A 17,505-nucleotide genomic window follows, 5' to 3' on the forward strand; every position below is an offset into this window, starting at 1 on the left:
ATTATTCGATCCCGAAATACGCGCGCGAAATGTCTTCGCGCGAAACGGTGTTAGACGAGCTTTCCAGCGAAACGCGTCCTTCCTGAAGGCAGTAGACCCGGCTAGAGACCGACAGTGCCTTGGTGATGTCTTGTTCGACGATGATCGCACTCATGCCCTCACCGATGATGCCGGGCAGAGCGTCGTAAATATCTTTAATGATGATCGGTGCCAGCCCAAGGCTGATTTCGTCGAACAGGATGAGATCTGGATTGGACATCAGGGCACGCCCAATGGCGACCATCTGTTGCTGACCGCCCGAAAGCGATGTAGAAGCCTGATCTTTGCGCTCATCAAGGATCGGGAACAGATCATAGACAGCTTTCAGATCCCAAGGGCCTGAGCGACCAACTTGAGCCCCGATCATTAGGTTTTCTTTGACTGACAACGATGGGAATAACTGGCGACCTTCCGGAACCATGGCGAGGCCAAGTTCTGCAACCTCGTCTGCGCGTAGCCGGCTGATATCCTGACCTCGGTAGTGAATCTGATCCACTCCGTTCGTCAGTAACCCGGTGATTGACCGCATCAGGGTCGTCTTGCCTGCGCCGTTTGCACCAATTATGGCCAGAACTTCGCCCTCGCCGACGTCCAATTCGACATCATAAAGCGCTTGGAAATCGCCATAATAGGAGTTCAAACCGTGTGTCTGAAGAATTGAGTCAGGCATCGGATTCGATCCCCAGATAGATTTCTTTGACTTCCGCGCTTTCCATGATTGCCTGCGGCTCGCCCTCGGCGATATTCTTTCCGAAGTCGATAACGATCAGACGATCCACGACGGCCAGCAGGGCGTGCACAACATGTTCGATCCAGATGATGGTGACGCCAGAGGCGTGGACGTCTTTGATGGTCTGGACCAGTGACTTGCACTCGGCTTCGGTCAAACCACCTGCAATCTCATCCAGCAACAGCAGTTTGGGCTTGGCGCAAAGCGCACGTGTTAGTTCCAGGCGTTTGCGCTCCAGCAAAGTCAGGCTACCAGCAAGAACGTTTGCCTTGGGCAGCAGTTCTGTTTGGTCCAGAACCTCCAGACAAAAGTCTTCGGCCTGATGTCCGTGCATGCCAGCTGATTGCGTGGCGGCGATCATCGCATTTTCGAAAACAGTCATGCCCGAAAACGGCTGCGGGACCTGAAAAGAACGCGCGATGCCTGCATGGCTGCGCTTTGCCGCGCTCCATTTGGTGACGTTCTGCCCACTGAATTCTATCACCCCGGAATTGGAGTTGAGCGTCCCAGTGATCAAGTTGAACATCGAGGTTTTGCCAGCGCCGTTGGGCCCTATTACTCCGAGTGCCTCGCCTTGCTGGACCTCGTAGCTCATGGCATCGGCGACAGTGACTGCGCCAAATGCCTTGCTCAGGTCTTGGAGTTTCAAGATTGTCGTCATGCTTCTCTCGGATGGAGGATTCGGCGCCAAGATCGGCGCCGAACGTCTGGTCAGCCCAGCAGTTTCATGTCCGCCGTCACCGGAACCTCTGGCGCGGTGCTGTTGGCAACGATCTGCAACTCGTATGCGTCTCCAGACTTCTGCCACTGGCCACCGACCAGCGGAGTTTTGGTAACGTTATTCATCGGCCCATCACCCCAGTTCACCGGCCCGACAATTGTGTTCAGGTTGGTGGACGTGATTGCCGAAATGATCGAAGACGGGTCTTCCAGATCATCTGCCCGTTTGACGACATCCGCAACGACCTCGAACAGTGCGTGCTTAAAGCCGAGCGGTTGCGTCCAAGGTCGACCCGACTCTGCTGTATAACCTTCGGCAAGGTCTTTCGAGGAAATGCCGGTGAGTGAGGACGAGAACGGATGATGCGGGGACCACCAGACCTCGGTCGACAACCCGTCACCACGGTCTCCCAGCGATTCAATGACCGAGGGGAACAGAAGTGCCTTGCCAATGGTCACGACCTTTGGGTTGAACCCTTGCTGGGCGGCTTGGCTCCAGAACGTAGCGAAATCGGGTGGAATCATGTTGCCAGTGACGATTTCGCAACCCGCAGCTTTGAACGCTGCGATCTGGTTTGAGAAGTCGTCGGACAGAGGCTGATAGCGACCGGGGTCAGTCAGCGTGTAGCCAGCTGCGGCCAGCGGTTTGGGCAGGCCCAATTCCGCATCACCCCATGCATTTCCGTCGGCATCGTTGGGGAAAAGACCGCCCACTGTCTTGGTCACGCCCGCTTTGTCCCACATATCTAGGAACGCCGCGATCACATCCTCCAAACCCCAGAAGAAGTGATAGGTCGTTTCAAAACCCTCACCTGGAACACCATTGCGGCCAAAGAAATAAGGCTGCCAAGGGCAGTCGGTCGTGATGCAGGGAACTTCGTTGATCTCTGCCTGATCAGCAACAGGGTTCACCGTGTCCGGCGTTGAAGCGGCCACGATGATATCGACCTCATCGCCCAAGATCAGGTCAGCGGCGACCTCGGCTGCGCGGTTGGGGTTGGATTGGCTGTCTTTTGAGATGATCTCGACGTTCCAAGTCTTTCCATTGTTGTCCAACCCGGCCGAAAAGACCTGCTGGATGGCTTGAAGCACATACTCATCGGCCTCAGCGAAACCAGCTAGTGGACCGGTGCGTGGGCTGACGTTGCCAATCCTTAGCGTCGGGTTTGCAGCATAGGCGCGCGTTGCCCGGAGGATGGCCGGAGCAGCCATTGCCGCCGTAGCCCCAGCAATAAAACTGCGCCTCGTGGCTGTCCTAAAAGTCTTTGTCATTGCGTCCTCCCTTCACCGGCCTCCCGCCAGTGTTTGATTGATCTTACAAAGTCTTCTCGAGATTTTTCAGATGTTTCGCGACACGTTGGCGAACCTGATCCGCCTCGCCCTCGGCCCATTTCCTGAAACCTTCGCCGGATTTCATGCCTAGCTTACCTGCATCGACAAGCGACTTGAGGTAAGATGAAGGTCCATTATGCGCTTCGAGATCGTGCAGTACGTTTTCGTGGATATCGAGTGTCAGGTCAGTACCCACCAAATCCGCGTTTTCCAATGGACCGAGAACCGCCAATCGCCGCCCAAAGCTGGACTTGATCACAGTATCAACGGCTTCCGCGTCGCAAATACCGTTTTCCACCAGACTGACCGCTTCGCGCCACAGCGCATGTTGAAGGCGATTGCCAATAAAACCCGGCACGTCCTTTTCGACCATCACCGGAGTTTTTCCCGCGTCCTTCAGCAGATCGAACATGTTTTGCGCGATCTTGGGGTCAGTCCATTCCGTCTTGATGACTTCAACTAGCGGGATCATGTGCGGGGGATTCCACCAATGGGTTCCCAAAGCTCGGTTTTTCAGTCGCAAACCGGACATGATCTGAGTGATCGGCATGACTGACGTATTTGAAGCGAGTATGCAAGTTTCTGGTGCTTGCGCCTCGATTTCAGCAAAAATCGCTTGCTTGAGCTCCAGTTTTTCGGGTGCCGCTTCGAACACGGCGTCCGCTTTTCGAACCGCACCTTCCGTTGTCGCAAAGATCTCAATCATCTTGAGGGTTTTTGTGATTGTGACCTCGTCATCCCCCATCGCGGCCATGCTGGCGCGAATGCGGTCGGGCACGGTGGCTCGCGCCTCTTCAACGGGATCTGTGATGGCGACGTATTGACCGGCTTTTGCCAAAGTCAGGGCGATACCGTGCCCCATTAGACCCGCGCCAATTACCGCTATCTGCTGCTTCTTACGCACCATTCTTTAACCCGCCGTGTATCCGCCGTCGGCATGAAGGATATGCCCAGTGTAAAAATCAGATGCCCGCGACGCGAGAAACAGGAGCGGACCCGCAAGGTCTTCAGGCTCACCCAGTCGTCCTTTAGGAACACGGGTTAGAAAGCCATCGCGCACTGCCTTCGCTTCATCGGTTTCTTCGAACATCCACGCCGTCAAAGGCGAACGGAACACTGTCGGTGCGATCGCGTTGACGGTGATCCCTGTCGGACCTAGCTCACATCCCAAGGCTTTGGTTATCCCGTTCACAGCGGCCTTTGACGCGCAATAAGCCGTGTATCCGGCAGGGTGTCCAAGGGTGCTGCGCGCGGAACTGACGAATATGATCTTGCCATATTCGCTTTGCTTCATGTGCGCTGCCGCTGCGCGTGCCAAAAGCCAGCTTTGGTTCACGTTGGCGTCCATCACTGCATCGAAGGTTTCTGGCGCCATTTCGTTGATCGGCGCAACTTTGTTCATGCCGGACGCGACAACGAGGATATCGAGCTTGCCAAAGTTGTTAACAGCTTCGTCGACCAAAGCGTCACATGACGCTTCATCAATTGGGCGCGTGTTTATCGCAACGACGGTCGCCCCAAGTGCCTCGCACTCTTTGGCAATCTCGTCGAGAGCGTCCTGATTGCCCGCAGCCAGAACCAGATTGCACCCAGCTCCGGCCAAGACGCGCGCTGCGACCATGCCAAACGCGCCGGATGCTCCGGTGATCAGTGCGACGTTGTCTTTTACGTCAAACATCTTGAGTGGGTCAGACATTCTTTTCGTCCTTAGCTTTCTGGCGGATACGGAATGACCACCAGCATTTTGCAGGTGTGGTTGGCGCGGTTTTCAATTTTGCGCACTTCGCCCGGCGCGATCGTGCAGCTGTCCATGGGTTCAAGAGTGGTTTCGGTACCATCAACGATGACGGTCATTTCACCCTCCAGAACCACGTAGACCTTTTCAAAAGGCGTAGAGTCTGGCCCTGCACCACCGCCCGGTAGGAACTGACTGAAGCCGATCCACTGATTTGTCGGCCCGCCTTCCTCAAACCCCTGCAAACGAAGCCCATGACACCCAAAATGGTTCGGTGCTTCGTAGGGTTGGGCGTCTTGAAAACGCTTCAGATGCATGTCCGTCTCCGCTCAAGATTTAAGGCGGCCGCCGGTGAACCGGCGACCGGTCCGTGAGTGTTCAGAATTCTTCGCCAGCTTCGATGCGGTAGGACTGGTTCTTGTCGATCATCGCCACCAGTCGGATAATGCAGCCATCTCCTCGGTCCCAATTCCACGGGAAGAACGCGAAGGTGCAGCGCTTGCCGGTCACCGCATCCAAATCCCCTCCGACGTTTTCGATGCCCAAAATACCTTTGGAGAACAGCATGTTGTGCACCGGCTCCCACTCGGGGAAATCAACCTCCCACGGCGTACCGCCTGACCATTCAAGGTACTCTTTCTCAAGGTGCGGCAGGATCGGACCGTTTCGCTGCGGACCGATGGCAGTTGCCAGAGGGTGATCGTTCGCCTGGGTATCGTGACCAACGACTTTCACACCTTTTTCGATCATCCACTCAGCAGCGGAAGGAACGAGACCCGGGCAGTAAGCAAAGTAGTCACCGTCTTCGTATTGCTTATGCCAGCCGGTGTTGATGATCAGAACGTCGCCCTTGCGGATTGCATGACCGCAAGCCTTTTCCAGATCATCCCCGGTGATTTGCTCCCACTTCTTCTTGGGAACCGAGACGACCAATCCCGAACCGAAGAAATGCGGCAGCGGCACCTCGTCGATGAACGGCGTTCCCTGAACAACATGCGCCGGTGCATCAATATGCGTGGTCACGTGCATCGTCGTGGTAATCGTCTGAGACAATACGCCGGACTTGGCCATATAGTGCTTTCGGTCGATCTGGACGTCCTTGAAATACGGCCAGTTGGGACACTGAAACCCGTATCTGTGGCTCAAGTTGTAGAACTCAAGCCCCATGTCATTGTCGGTGTTTGCCTGAAACTCAATGCCGCGGATTTCGACCATTGGGCATATCTCCTCTGTTCGCCGACACGCGGCGGTGTTCGCTTTTCAATTGTCTGGGTGGCCTCCCCACCTGTCCCGTATGATGATGCATACGCACCGCATTATGGTCAACTTAAAACTCACTATACGGTTGACTTGCACCGCATTGTGATACAACACTAAAAAATCGCTAGGCATCCAAAGCTACGATGCCAAGACAGAATGGGGTAGGTTAAATGTCTGAAAAATCGGATAAAGGTGGCATTCAGGTCATTTCCAGGGCAGCCTCTATTTTGCGTGTTCTAAAAGAAAACCAATCCGGAATGAGCTTGGGGAAAATCGCCGAGCGTGTTGACCTGCCCCGCTCTACGGTACAGAGAATCACAAGTGCACTTGCTGAAGAAAAACTTGTCATAGCAGATGCAAATGGGGGTGGTTTGAGGCTCGGCCCCGAACTAAGCGCTCTCGCGGGTGCCGCGCAGTACAGCATCGTCGAACACTGCCGGCTGCTTTTGACAGAACTGACCCAAAAGACCGGGGAAACCACAGACCTCGCCGTCATGCGCGGTATCGGCATGGTTTTCTTAGATCAGGTCCCAGGTGTCTATCGATTGACGACCGTTTCGCAAGTGGGCGAGGTTTTTCCACTGACCACCACTGCAAATGGGAAAGCTTGTCTCGCTCAACTCGATGAAGAAGATGCGACAAAGCTCATTCAAAACGAATGGGAACGGAATGGTATACAAAGGAATTTGGATGAGTTCCATTCCGAACTGAATACGGTCCGCGAACAGGGCCTTGCCTATGATTTGGACGAGCATTCCGCCGGCGTGTCGGCGATCGGGTTTTCTTTCGTCGACTGGGTCGGAGACCTGCACGCGATCTCAATTCCAGTGCCAACGACGCGATTTGCACGACAAAAAGAAAGCATCGAAAGAGCTCTGCTGGAAACATCCTCAAGTATTCATCAAACCTTCCATTGAATACATGAAAACGACTGTGGCTCAATTTGGGCTCGGGACGGGTCAAGCTTTTGTGGGTGCTGTCAGACGAATTCGAACCAGTCTCAGTTTGCCGCGGAAACCGCGAACCTATCCGGAACAAAGTTGACGCCACTCGCTAAGAGCGGCGGCGCGGGTCAGCTTGAAGGTGTCTCGACTGGCTAGCGATCTTTCCTGGTTGAAGTGGTTGTAGACAGAGGAATGGACGGAGGCGAATTTCTGTAAACTTCGCATGCGCCTGAAACGTTGCATCGCGCGTTCGCGTCGTCGAAATGGGAGGTGCGAATTCTCGACGCGGTTGTTGAGCCACCTGCCCTTCCTTTGTTTTTCAAGCGCGCCCATTTCTCTGAGCGCAGCCTTGTAGGAAGCGAAGCGATCTGTGACGATCTCTTCGGCGCAACCGTGTCGCTTCATCAATTTCTTTAGGAATTTCAGTGCTGCAGCTTTGTTTCGACGCTTCGTGACGACGGCCTCAAGCACTTCACCTTCGTGATCGACGGCACGCCAGAGGTAGTAGCGTTTGCCGTTCACTTTCACGAATACTTCGTCCACATGCCACTTCCATTTTGAAAAGGCGCGCAGTTGCTGAACACGCTTCCGTCGGATCTCAGCTGCAAACATTGGACCAAACCTGTTCCACCAATATCGGACAGTTTCGTGGCTAACGTCGATGCCTCGCTCGTGCAACAGATCTTCGACATTCCGAAGCGAGAGCGGGAAACGGATGTACAGCATAACCGCCAGGCGGATGATCTCTGGGCTGGTTTTAAAGTATTTGAAAGACGTGGGTCTGGTCATGGGCAAAAGCTACGCAACCACCCTGCCCGCCTCAAGCAAAGTTCTTCTGACAAGACCCTGACAAGACCTCTTCGACATTCCGAAGCGCAAGCGGGAAACGGATGTACAACATTGCTGCAAGGCGGATGATCTCGGGGCTGGTTTTGAAATACTTGAATGGCGATTGTTTAATCATGCGCGAAGGCCACGAGAGCACCCTGCCCCGCTCAAGCAAAGTTCTTCTGACAAGACCCTAAATCTCGCTATAGCCGAGCCTCGAAAGGGCACTAGCGACAGCAGGTTCTGTCGGATTCAAACTTCCTTCGCGTGCCCATTTTTTGATGCATATTTCCGTTTCTCTGGGCTTAACAAATTCACTATCTTTAGCCAAAATTACTAAGGCAGCCTCACGAGGTGTAAGTCCCATCGCCTCACAGACTCCCATTGCGTAGAGTTGGTCATCTCTTTCACTTACTACCGAAGATACCTTCATGGCCGAGAGCGCCATATCTACACCGATTTCATAAACCATTGTTACTAAAACACCCTTTTAACCCAGTGATATGAAGTACAATGGACTTGGTGCTCGAAGCTTTGGTAAGGATTACGCGAACATTATTTATTCTTAATCAGTAGGCACTCTGAGATGGAACAACTATTGGATCGTTTCGTCTGCGGTTCTCGAAACAGCGTTTTGCGATGCATTCAATAACTCTCCTTGCCGCATTGGAAACAAACACGTTTGCATTTACACGCTGAAGTCTTACAAGAACACTTCCTTGTAGTACTTCGCGTCCACCCGTTTCCACTCGAGTAAAAGATCGTCGCAATCGGCAAAGTACCAACCCTCTGAATAGTTCTGCGCCATCTTGGTTGCACTGCGCCTAATCCGGGTCGCTTTCTGCCCGGGATAGCGGTCGTTCACGCTAGGTGCAGTGAATGACCGCTCCGAGCCTAAGGCGGAATCCCATCGTTAGGTCTAACTATTCAGAGAAGTGGAAAACCCCAAATTCCTCTCGGGTAAAGGTCTAAGGTTTGCTAGACAGCGTCACCAAGAACGCAACCAAGTCTGCAATCTCCTGCTCGGATAAACTCAATTTCGCGAGTATGGCTTCACCATCAGAGTGCAACCGTTCCATGTCAATTTCGCTGTAGTGTCGGATTACCGCATCCAAGTCGACCAAGTTGCCGTTATGCATGTAGGGCGCTGTTTCGGCTACGCCCCGCAGGCTGGGTGTCCTGAAGGTTCCAAAGTCAGAATGGCTCCTGCGCACACCGCGAACTGCCCAAGCCCCTTGCTTATCCGGATCGTCGCTCCAATCCCCGTCCAGGGTATATTTGCTTGATAGTAATATGTTCAATCCGCCAAACCGCCCTTCGTCTACTTCGGCTCCGTTTAGAAAATATGGTACGCCGGCGTCGTGGAACTCGTTGTTGGAGAATCTTGGACCGTTGTGGCAAAACACACAATTGCCGCGTCCCAAGAACAACTGAAGACCTCGCTGTGCAGCTTCAGGATAGTTCGCCGCCTCGGCAAAATCGCTGCGTTCCAGCGCGTCTCTAAAATCGTCAAATTGTGTCGGTTCTGTAATTAAAGTTTCCAGGTAGGCTGATAAAGCTTTGGCCGTGTTTACCAAAACCAATTCTGGGTCTTGCTTTTGGATCTCACCAAAAATTTTCTCAAAGTCATAAATATACGGACTGTCAGAAATTGCTGCTTTCAGACTCTCTCTATTGTGCGCCATCTCTTCGTCTTCGATGATGGGATGTAAGCTGGCGGCCCAGAGGTTGTCACTCTTGCCGCCCCAACCGTACCATCGAAGACCCGCTAGGTTTCTCAGAGATGGCGTGTTCCGATCTAGCAGAATCCGGCCGAATGCGCGCGCTTCTTTCGTAGTAAATGCCTGCTCAGGATCATGGCAACTTGCGCAGGCAAAGGCACCATCGACGGACAACAACGGATCGTTGAACAAAGCCTCGCCGAGCGCAATCGCGCTGGCATCGTTTGAAACTCTGTTACTTGGATCCGGCTGCAAAGATGGTGGCCACGGTCCGAAGGAAAGCGTTTGTTCAATTTCGTCTTCAGACAACAAAACTTCTGCATTCGCGGCACTTGCCAAGACCACCAACGCGACTGACACCCAAAGCCTCATCTCAGCTCAAGCTCACTTGTATAGGAAACCGATTGCCCATTGTAGTCGACGTCCACTTGCAGTTCCCACAAACCTGGCATGTGAAACAACAGGTCATCGATACGGAATTTTCCTTCGTCCAACGCCGTTACCTTGGGAGTGTAGTTTAAACCGTGTTGGTGAGCCGGCATGATTGCATCGACAAGTATTTCCCTCACGGGAGTTTCATTGCAGACTTCGATTAGAATGGAAAACGGTTGAGCCAGTGGAATGACTCCTGACGAGACATAGACCTCAGGTGCGTTTGCGGCATCTGAAGCTGCGCGTTGCCCCACCGCTTCACACGCAGCAACCGGCCCTGATGAAATCAAAAACCAAAAAGCCCAGAGGTTCATTCTGTTGCCAGCATACGTTCCGCGTTTACGTACGCAATATTGTCTGCAATCTGATTTGGAAGAAGGCTTAACCATTCACGCGAATAGTCGGCATGAGGGCCAACGTAGTACCAACGCTCTGGGGCGAATGTATCCGTGCCAACCATAAAACGATCGGGATGTGCTTCAAACGCGGCCTTCCAACCAGGGTCGACGCGGCCCTGTGAAATCATACCTGAACGAAACGCTAGATCGGCCCAGAGTCTAGGGTGGGTGTCCAGGGCGTCTACCACACTTTCAGGATCGACAAAGCCTGAATGGGCCCACAAAACGCGGGCTTCGGGCCATGTTTCGAAAATCAGGTCAACCGCCTCGCGATCGCCGTGGTGATGCAGAATTAAATTCCGTTCTTTTGCCAAAGCGATCATATGCTGGATGACCGGCGTTTTGATATCATTGCCATAAGCGTGAAACTCGCCGATGGCTTCGTATTCGTTCTTCGCCAGATTTGTTTCCAGATAGTCGACTACAGTTTCGTCGTGCATCCAGGTGTTGATCTCTCCGCGACGACGGTAAGGACGAAGTGCCGGGACAACGATATCTGGCGCTGCGTCCAAGAGCAGTTGAGTACCATTGTCATCAGAGCTGGAAACAAGCGCCTTTCGCACGCCAGCATCCCGCAAAATCCTAGCCACTTGTTCAGGTGGGACCAGCTCCACAGCGTCGTGACTGTAGTGAATATGCGCATCAAAGATTGGTCGGTCATCTGCGGTCGCTGTACCGTTCAAAACGACTAAGGCAAAGAGAAGGAGATATCTTAGCACCGTAAGCTTCCTCATTTGAACTATTGCATTTCTGAAAGTGGTGTATCGTAGCAGAACGTCCAGAGCCTACGATGATCGGCCAGTATAAAGCCAATCATTTTGCCAGTTGATTTTGGTCGCGTAGAACGCCTGCTTTGTCCGCAGAGCAATCATTCGTCGCAACTCTTTTCAATGTCTGCTTTGCGGAACAAACGGTCTCAGCGTTTTTCTCGAGTGTTGCGACCAAGCGCTACTCATCCAAGAAACGGGTATTGTTTTTGGTTTGCGCTTATCCAAGCGGTCGACCGCCGATACTTCTCAGAACTAGCGGCTTGTTGCTCGCATCGAGGCGCGATGAATTCTTAACTCATTATTATTGCGGATTTTTGTAACGCTGGGTCGGGGTGCACCCAATCTGCGGCGGCTTTCACTCGGCTGTCGCTCAAATTGAACATGAACATTCACAATGCGCGCTGATTACCTCGGCGCGTGGCAAGAGAGGTGCGCTATGAAGCAGAGCTCCGCAAGAAGACAACCAAGAGACGATCGACAAGACCGCCGGTCAAACGAGAACTTCGAAGAGCGCGGTGATCGTCAACGTGAAGATCGACATGGCCGAGACGAAAACCCACGTTCCGAAGATGTAAGCGAGATAGTAGCTCGCGCCGTAGATGGAACCGGCAACAACGCGGCGAAAGTTGACTGGGGTTCTGCCGGACAGGACCTACTTAGACTGGCACCAAACAGTTTTGTGGATGGTATCGGAGAGATGGACGTCAGCAGACCAAATCCACGTGCAATCTCCAATGCGGTTGTTGCCCAGGAAGGTGAGATTCCCAGCAGTTTTGGTATCAGCGATATGGTTTGGGCCTGGGGTCAGTTTATTGATCATGACCTTGACCTGACCGAGGGCGGAGACACCGAATTCGCTCCGATCGTCGCCCCTGTGGGTGATACTGTTTTTGAGCCCGGCGGCGTAATTTCCTTCTTCCGGGCTGATCCGGTTGAAGGCAGTGGCGAGGATTTTGAGCGCACATATCACAACGAAATCACGGCGTTTATTGATGGCAGTATGCTTTATGGCTCTGACCAAGCTACAGCCGCCACACTGCGTGATGGAGCCTATCTGATACTGGACGACAATGGGTTGCTAGTTCCAACCGAGGATGGCGGTGTTCTTGCGGGGGACGTACGCGCAGCAGAGAATATCGCGCTGACGTCTCTGCACACACTGTTCGCGCGCGAACACAACCGGTGGGTGGATACACTTGCAGAACGACAGCCTGGTTTGTCCGAAGAAGAGCTTTTTGATGCAGCCCGCATGCGGGTCGAGGCAGAGTTGCAGGCGATTACCTTCAACGACTTCCTACCAATCCTCGTCGGTGAAGAAGCTATCTCTAGTTACTACGGATATGATCCGACGATCAATCCGGGTATCGCAGTCGAATTCTCAGCTGCGGCCTATCGGTTTGGCCATTCTCTTTTGTCGTCAGATCTGTTGCGTCTTAACGAAGATGGCAGCAGCATCGCGGAAGGGTCTATTGCGCTGCAGGATGCCTTCTTAAACCCGCAAGCCATTGAAGACGCAGGGGGAATTGATCCAATCCTACGCGGATTGATGGGAAGCACAGCCCAAGAGCTTGATACTATGGTCGTCGAGGACGTACGTTCCTTCCTGTTTGCTCCCGATGGGTCCTTCGGGCTGGATTTGGCATCGATCAATATTCAGCGCGGTCGAGACCTTGGCGTCGCCAGCTACAACGACCTGCGTGAAGCGTTCGGTCTGGAACGGGCGGAAGACTTCTCGGGCGTGACATCGGATGCCGAAATAGCGGCAACGCTTTCGGACCTTTACGACAGTGTTGACGAACTAGACGCCTGGATCGGCGGGCTGGCCGAAGACCCCGCAGACGGCGGTATTCTGGGTGAAACCTTCTCGGCAGTGATAGTCGATCAGTTCCTGCGTCTGCGGGATGGCGATGCCTATTGGAGTGAAGCCGGGTATCTGAACAAAAGTGACGTAAAGGCCCTCTGGGATACGACTCTGGCGGATGTGATTGCGGCAAACACTGGTATCGAGCATCAGCAAGAGGATGTATTCTTTGCTGCTGGACGTATCGGCGGAACCAATGAAAACGATGTTCTCACTGGGACCGATGACCGCGATCTCTTGATTGGCTTTGAAGGCGATGACGTAATCACCGCAGCAAACGGCGATACCGTGGTTGGCGGTAGCGGAACCGACCGGTTTGTCTTTGAAGAAGGCGGAGCATTCATCGCTGACTTTAGCAAAGCAGATGACGATATGATCCAGATTGATGGCAGTGCCTCGCGTGTTTTAATCAGCTACGAAGTGGAGGACGACGAAATCACAACGCTGCTAACGTTGTCATACGGTCGTCGAAGCGAAGTCGAGGAACAGGAAATCCTGATCGCTGGAGACATCGTGGAGGCGGATGATCTAGAGACACAGATCTCGATCAGCGTTGACCACAGTAGCCTAGACTTGATTGCCTAGATGCTGACGAGAGGCAACACTTTGGCAATTGACTAAGACTTCATACACAGTCAGAAAATTTGCCTCTGGTATTCGCAAACAGGGCCTGCTCTGTTTGCGATTTTATCCACTACCTTTGTCATGTTTGGAAAATAAGTTGGCCAATAAATCCGCATTTAGTTCCGACGGGATAAAGTTCTCGGTACACGGCGAATTCACAGACGATACCATGGTGTTTCAACGCGGTTTGTGCGACACCGCTCAATTTCCAATTGAGGCTTTTCCGAAGGACACAATTACAAGTGTTGCCGCGATGGAATTTCGCGGACATGGCGACTCAGAAACCGGGCCTGTTGATGACTTCTCGATCAGACAATTCACAGACGACACAATTGCGCTCATAGAGGCAAAGGCTTCCCGTCCTGTGGTAATCGGTGGTATTTCCATGGGTTCTGCAGTTGCTCTGCGTGTGGCATCTAAGCGACCTGAGCTTATCCGAGCATTGGTGGGGTGCTGTCAGACGAATTCGAACCAGTGTCAGTTTGCTGCGAAAACCGCGTACCTATCCGGAACAAAGTTGACGCCACTCGGCGAGAGTGGCGGCGCGGGTCAGCTTGAAGGTGTCCCGGCTGGCTAGCGATCTTTCCTGGTTGAAGTGGTTGTATACGGAGGTAAGGACGGAGGCGAATTTCTGTAGACTTCGCATGCGCCTGAAACGCTGCATCGCGCGTTCGCGTCGTCGAAACGGGAGGTGCGAATTCTCGACTCGGTTGTTGAGCCACCTGCCCGTCTGTTGTTTTTCAAGCGCGCCCATTTCTCTGAGCGCAGCCTTGTAGGAAGCGAAGCGATCTGTGACGATCTCTTCGGCGCAACCATGCCGCTTCATCAATTTCTTGAGGAATTTCAGTGCTGCAGCTTTGTTTCGACGCTTCGTGACAACGGCTTCCAGCACCTCACCTTCGTGATCAACAGCCCGCCAAAGATAATGCCGCTTGCCGTTCACTTTCACGAATACTTCGTCCACGTGCCACTTCCATTTCGAGAACGCGCGCAGTTGCTGAACCCGTTTTCTTCGGATCTCTGATGCAAACAATGGGCCAAACCTGTTCCACCAATACCGGACGGTTTCGTGGCTCACGTCGATGCCTCGCTCGTGCAGCAGATCTTCGACATTCCGAAGCGAGAGCGGGAAACAGATGTACAGCATCACCGCAAGGCGGATGATCTCGGGACTGGTTTTGAAGTACTTGAAAGAGGCAGGTCTGGTCATGGGAAAAAGCTACGCAACCGCCCTGCCCGCCTCAAGCCAAGTTCTTCTGACAAGGCCGTTCCACCAATATCGGACAATTTCGTGGCTTATGTCGATGCCTCGCTCATGCAGCAGATCTTCGACATTCCGAAGCAAGAGAGGGAAACGGATGCACAGCATCACCGCAAGGCGGATGACCTCGGGACTGGTTTTGAAGTATTTGAAATAGGCAGGTCCGGTCATGGGCAAAAGCTACGCAACAACCCTACCCCGCTCAATCAAAGTTCTTCTGACAAGACCAATCCCGCTGCTACACTCCTAATCTGGCTGGAATTGAAATAGTCTGAAACCCAGCGACTGACACCGTGGCGTGCAAAGCAGTCAATTTATGTAAGACCGGGAAAATATGGCGCTTGAAGAACCTTTCACAGAACTCAAGATAAGAACTCAGGGAACTGGCTTTTACAAAGGATATAGCCTGCCGATTGCGCTGGTAAGCAAACTTTCGGTTTCTCTGCTCGTTCTCTGGGCGCTGGTTTGGCCACTATCTGCGAACGATAAACTGCGATCCTGGAAGTCAGGAGTGCTGGCCGAGTTCAACACATTTTACAACCTTTCCGTTGGATTATTTGTATTTTTCCTTTTCCTTATCGCGCTCATACCTTCAACCGGCCGGATGAGGCTGGGTTTAGAAGATGAGAAACCGGAATTTTCAAACTTCTCTTGGTTTTCGATGATGTTTGGGGCGGGTCTAGGCGTGGGCCTAATGGTCTATGCAACCGCCGAACCACTCGGCCTTTGGGAAACAAATCCATTGACTATTTCCGGGGAAGTCGCACCCAAAAGCGAGGACGCTATTGATGGAGCCTACCGCTATACCTTTTTGCACACCGGATTTCACGCCTGGGCAATATACGTCGTCACCGGCCTTAGCCTTGCCTATTATGCGTTTACAAGAGGCATGCCGCTAACAATCCGCACCGCACTGACCCCATTGCTTGGAGAATACTCAAACGGTGTTGCAGGCCATGTGGTCGATGTACTCGGCGTCGTTGCGACAATACTCGGCGTGGCGGTAACGATCGGTTATGGCGTTTCTCAATTGGTGGACGGTGCGTTTCTAATTACCGGTGCGAATTGGCTTGTTGAAAAAGAAGTAACCAAAGTGATCCCGTCGACCGCCGGCCTAATTACGGCGTTGATCGTTGTTATGATTATGTCGACACTCTCAGCCGTCTCTGGCGTGGGGCGTGGTGTCAAATACTTGTCAAATATTAATCTTCTCTTTTCACTGGTATTGCTGGCGGTATTCATTGTTTATGGTTCATTCGCTTTTGCGGCGACGACCTACGCCACAGCACTGGTTGACTATATCAAAAACTTTGTCCCGCTGAGTTTCCAAGCTTTTCGACCGATTTCCGAAGGCGAGTTTGGCTCCGCATTGCCAGCTGAGGCTGCGCCCTTTGTCGGCGAACTCTTCGCGGGTGCAACTGATCCCTGGGGAACAAAAGCAACCTATCTTGAGGGTTTGAGCAACGATACAGCCGATCTTTCTGACGCGACCAAGACTGCAGCTTATGACGCGGGCACACGAGGCAGGTTGTTCGGATGGCAGGCCGGATGGACTACATTTTATTGGGCATGGTGGATCGCGTTTTCGCCCTTTGTCGGCCTTTTCCTAGCGCGTATCTCCAGAGGGCGAACCGTACGCGAGTTCATATTTGGCGCGGTCATTGCCCCGTCCCTCGTTTGTTTCGCGTGGATGGCCATTCTGGGTGGAGCGGCCATCGATCTGGAACTAAATGGGAATGCAAGTGGATCAATCCTCGCAGCTTCAACGACGGCAACCCTGTTCGTCACATTGGGGGAAATGATATCGGGCAACTTGCTCGCGGTAGTGAGTGTCATGTGTGTGCTCTTAACCATGACATTCCTTGTCACGTCCGCCGACTCTGGCATCCTTGTGATGAACACGATCATGTCCGGCGGGTCTGAAAACACCGGCCTTCTTCATCGTATCCTTTGGGGTGTTCTTCTGACTCTTGTAATTGGAACTCTGCTGATCGCTGGCGGCGGCGGATTGGAAGCATTGACCAATTCGATGATCATCGGGGCATTGCCGTTCAGCGTCGTTTTGCTACTGATGTGCGTCTCTCTGGCCAAAGCAATGATCAACGACTTGCGCCGATTGAACCACAAGACTCGGACGGGTTCGTGATTGCCCGTGGCTAGTTCCCAGTCACCTACTCCCGCGGATCGACCGAGTGCCAAAGTGTTTAGGAAACATCGATTGCAGCACAAACAGGCAGATCTTCAAAGCCTCGGAGGGGTTGAAGATATCTGAGTGCAAATGGTAGTCGGTCCAAAGCCCTTCCAACAAAGCAACCAACGCGTCTGTTGCAAGTTTGGCGCTTACATCCTCGTATTCGCCTTCACCCTTTATTTGTTCCAACAACTCCAGGATCACCGCGCGGAAACCTTTGTCGCGCGAGTCGATGAAAGGAAATATGTTCGGGTTCGAGAGCGCTTCAGCCCGAAAGGAAAACCAGATCGCGACGTCCCGCGCATTTAGGACCAGTGGGTCGAAATCTGCCTTTATAATAGAGACTAGCTTGTCTGCCGGGTCTAACTCTGGATTGACTGCAATGGCCGTCCACTGCTCCGCGTATCGGACTGACAATTCCTCAGCCACTGCAAGCAGCAGCTTTTCCTTGGAACCAAAGTGTAGGTTGACCATCCCTTGCGATAATCCCGACAATTCTTGGATTCTTGCCGAAGTTGTTCCGCGTATTCCGTATCTATAAATGGCGTCCGCAGCCGATTGGATCAGCAGCTTTCGGTTCTGCAATTTACCCAGGTCTCGGGCATTGGTTGGTGTATCACGCTCGAGATTAATCTTATTTCTCCTTCACTGGGGTAGTC

The 17,505-nt window shown here is 52.9% G+C and carries 18 protein-coding genes and 2 pseudogenes; 4 read left to right on the forward strand and 16 right to left on the reverse strand.

The window, feature by feature from the left end:
• Position 1 precedes the first annotated feature (1 nt).
• The 7 genes from ACR0IP_RS15160 to ACR0IP_RS15190 all read right to left on the reverse strand — a co-directional run bounded on the left by ACR0IP_RS15160 (position 2) and on the right by ACR0IP_RS15190 (position 5,771).
• Positions 2-709, reverse strand: coding sequence for a branched-chain amino acid ABC transporter ATP-binding protein (locus ACR0IP_RS15160; protein ID WP_170768546.1), 708 nt, complete (start codon positions 707-709; stop codon positions 2-4).
• A complete protein-coding gene (locus ACR0IP_RS15165; RefSeq protein WP_480526489.1) occupies positions 702-1,430 on the reverse strand; it encodes an ABC transporter ATP-binding protein in 729 nt (242 codons plus the stop codon). Before ACR0IP_RS15165 ends, ACR0IP_RS15160 begins: the two co-directional genes overlap by 8 nt.
• 50 nt (positions 1,431-1,480) lie before the next feature.
• Complete coding sequence (locus ACR0IP_RS15170) at positions 1,481-2,761, reverse strand: ABC transporter substrate-binding protein (RefSeq protein ID WP_480526491.1); 1,281 nt, start codon at positions 2,759-2,761, stop codon at positions 1,481-1,483.
• 43 nt (positions 2,762-2,804) lie between these two features.
• Complete coding sequence (locus tag ACR0IP_RS15175) at positions 2,805-3,728, reverse strand: 3-hydroxyacyl-CoA dehydrogenase family protein (RefSeq protein WP_480526492.1); 924 nt, start codon at positions 3,726-3,728, stop codon at positions 2,805-2,807.
• Between the two features lie 3 nt (positions 3,729-3,731).
• Positions 3,732-4,517 (reverse strand): SDR family NAD(P)-dependent oxidoreductase, encoded by a 786-nt coding sequence (locus tag ACR0IP_RS15180; RefSeq protein ID WP_480526493.1) that lies wholly within the window; start codon positions 4,515-4,517, stop codon positions 3,732-3,734.
• 11 nt (positions 4,518-4,528) lie between these two features.
• Positions 4,529-4,873 (reverse strand): cupin domain-containing protein, encoded by a 345-nt coding sequence (locus ACR0IP_RS15185; RefSeq protein WP_155150269.1) that lies wholly within the window; start codon positions 4,871-4,873, stop codon positions 4,529-4,531.
• A gap of 61 nt (positions 4,874-4,934) precedes the next feature.
• Positions 4,935-5,771 (reverse strand): cyclase family protein, encoded by an 837-nt coding sequence (locus tag ACR0IP_RS15190; RefSeq protein ID WP_480526495.1) that lies wholly within the window; start codon positions 5,769-5,771, stop codon positions 4,935-4,937.
• Between the two features lie 215 nt (positions 5,772-5,986).
• Between ACR0IP_RS15190 and ACR0IP_RS15195 the strand changes: the two genes are divergently transcribed.
• Positions 5,987-6,733 carry an IclR family transcriptional regulator gene (locus ACR0IP_RS15195; RefSeq protein ID WP_480526497.1) on the forward strand — a complete coding sequence of 249 codons (747 nt, stop codon included), beginning with the start codon at positions 5,987-5,989 and terminating at the stop codon, positions 6,731-6,733.
• A 108-nt stretch (positions 6,734-6,841) separates the two neighbouring features.
• Here the strand turns inward: ACR0IP_RS15195 and ACR0IP_RS15200 are convergent, their stop codons facing one another.
• The 6 genes and pseudogenes from ACR0IP_RS15200 to ACR0IP_RS15225 all read right to left on the reverse strand — a co-directional run bounded on the left by ACR0IP_RS15200 (position 6,842) and on the right by ACR0IP_RS15225 (position 10,702).
• Positions 6,842-7,549, reverse strand: a complete 708-nt coding sequence (locus tag ACR0IP_RS15200) for an IS6 family transposase (protein WP_171236826.1) — start codon at positions 7,547-7,549, stop codon at positions 6,842-6,844.
• Between the two features lie 61 nt (positions 7,550-7,610).
• Positions 7,611-7,724: pseudogene (locus tag ACR0IP_RS15205) on the reverse strand (IS6 family transposase); the annotation flags it as partial.
• A gap of 57 nt (positions 7,725-7,781) precedes the next feature.
• Positions 7,782-8,060 (reverse strand): hypothetical protein, encoded by a 279-nt coding sequence (locus tag ACR0IP_RS15210; RefSeq protein ID WP_170642941.1) that lies wholly within the window; start codon positions 8,058-8,060, stop codon positions 7,782-7,784.
• Between the two features lie 496 nt (positions 8,061-8,556).
• Positions 8,557-9,669, reverse strand: a complete 1,113-nt coding sequence (locus ACR0IP_RS15215; protein WP_170642942.1) for a cytochrome c peroxidase — start codon at positions 9,667-9,669, stop codon at positions 8,557-8,559.
• A gap of 8 nt (positions 9,670-9,677) precedes the next feature.
• Positions 9,678-10,055 carry a hypothetical protein gene (locus tag ACR0IP_RS15220; RefSeq protein WP_170642943.1) on the reverse strand — a complete coding sequence of 126 codons (378 nt, stop codon included), beginning with the start codon at positions 10,053-10,055 and terminating at the stop codon, positions 9,678-9,680.
• The gene (locus tag ACR0IP_RS15225; RefSeq protein WP_480526500.1) at positions 10,052-10,702 is read right to left on the reverse strand and encodes an amidohydrolase family protein; all 651 of its coding nucleotides are present in this window, start codon (positions 10,700-10,702) and stop codon (positions 10,052-10,054) included. Before ACR0IP_RS15225 ends, ACR0IP_RS15220 begins: the two co-directional genes overlap by 4 nt.
• Before the next feature lie 643 nt (positions 10,703-11,345).
• On the opposite strand from ACR0IP_RS15225, the gene ACR0IP_RS15230 reads away from it, so the two are divergent.
• Together ACR0IP_RS15230 and ACR0IP_RS15235 are read left to right on the forward strand one after the other, a co-directional pair.
• Positions 11,346-13,355 carry a peroxidase family protein gene (locus tag ACR0IP_RS15230; RefSeq protein WP_480526502.1) on the forward strand — a complete coding sequence of 670 codons (2,010 nt, stop codon included), beginning with the start codon at positions 11,346-11,348 and terminating at the stop codon, positions 13,353-13,355.
• Positions 13,356-13,563: 208 nt separating this feature from the next.
• Entirely contained in the window at positions 13,564-13,971 is a 408-nt protein-coding gene (locus ACR0IP_RS15235; RefSeq protein WP_480526676.1) for an alpha/beta fold hydrolase, read from the forward strand.
• On the opposite strand, the gene ACR0IP_RS15240 is transcribed toward ACR0IP_RS15235, so the two are convergent.
• Both ACR0IP_RS15240 and ACR0IP_RS15245 read right to left on the reverse strand, forming a co-directional pair.
• The gene (locus ACR0IP_RS15240) at positions 13,897-14,604 is read right to left on the reverse strand and encodes an IS6 family transposase (RefSeq protein ID WP_480526504.1); all 708 of its coding nucleotides are present in this window, start codon (positions 14,602-14,604) and stop codon (positions 13,897-13,899) included. The two genes, ACR0IP_RS15235 and ACR0IP_RS15240, sit on opposite strands and share 75 nt — an antisense overlap.
• A gap of 57 nt (positions 14,605-14,661) precedes the next feature.
• Positions 14,662-14,826: pseudogene (locus ACR0IP_RS15245) on the reverse strand (IS6 family transposase); the annotation flags it as partial.
• 163 nt (positions 14,827-14,989) lie between these two features.
• On the opposite strand from ACR0IP_RS15245, the gene ACR0IP_RS15250 reads away from it, so the two are divergent.
• Positions 14,990-16,801 carry a BCCT family transporter gene (locus ACR0IP_RS15250; RefSeq protein ID WP_170719234.1) on the forward strand — a complete coding sequence of 604 codons (1,812 nt, stop codon included), beginning with the start codon at positions 14,990-14,992 and terminating at the stop codon, positions 16,799-16,801.
• 21 nt (positions 16,802-16,822) lie between these two features.
• On the opposite strand, the gene ACR0IP_RS15255 is transcribed toward ACR0IP_RS15250, so the two are convergent.
• Entirely contained in the window at positions 16,823-17,431 is a 609-nt protein-coding gene (locus ACR0IP_RS15255) for a TetR/AcrR family transcriptional regulator (RefSeq protein WP_170565504.1), read from the reverse strand.
• Positions 17,432-17,505 lie beyond the last annotated feature (74 nt).

It is taken from the genome of Ruegeria sp. AL11, assembly GCF_056540865.1.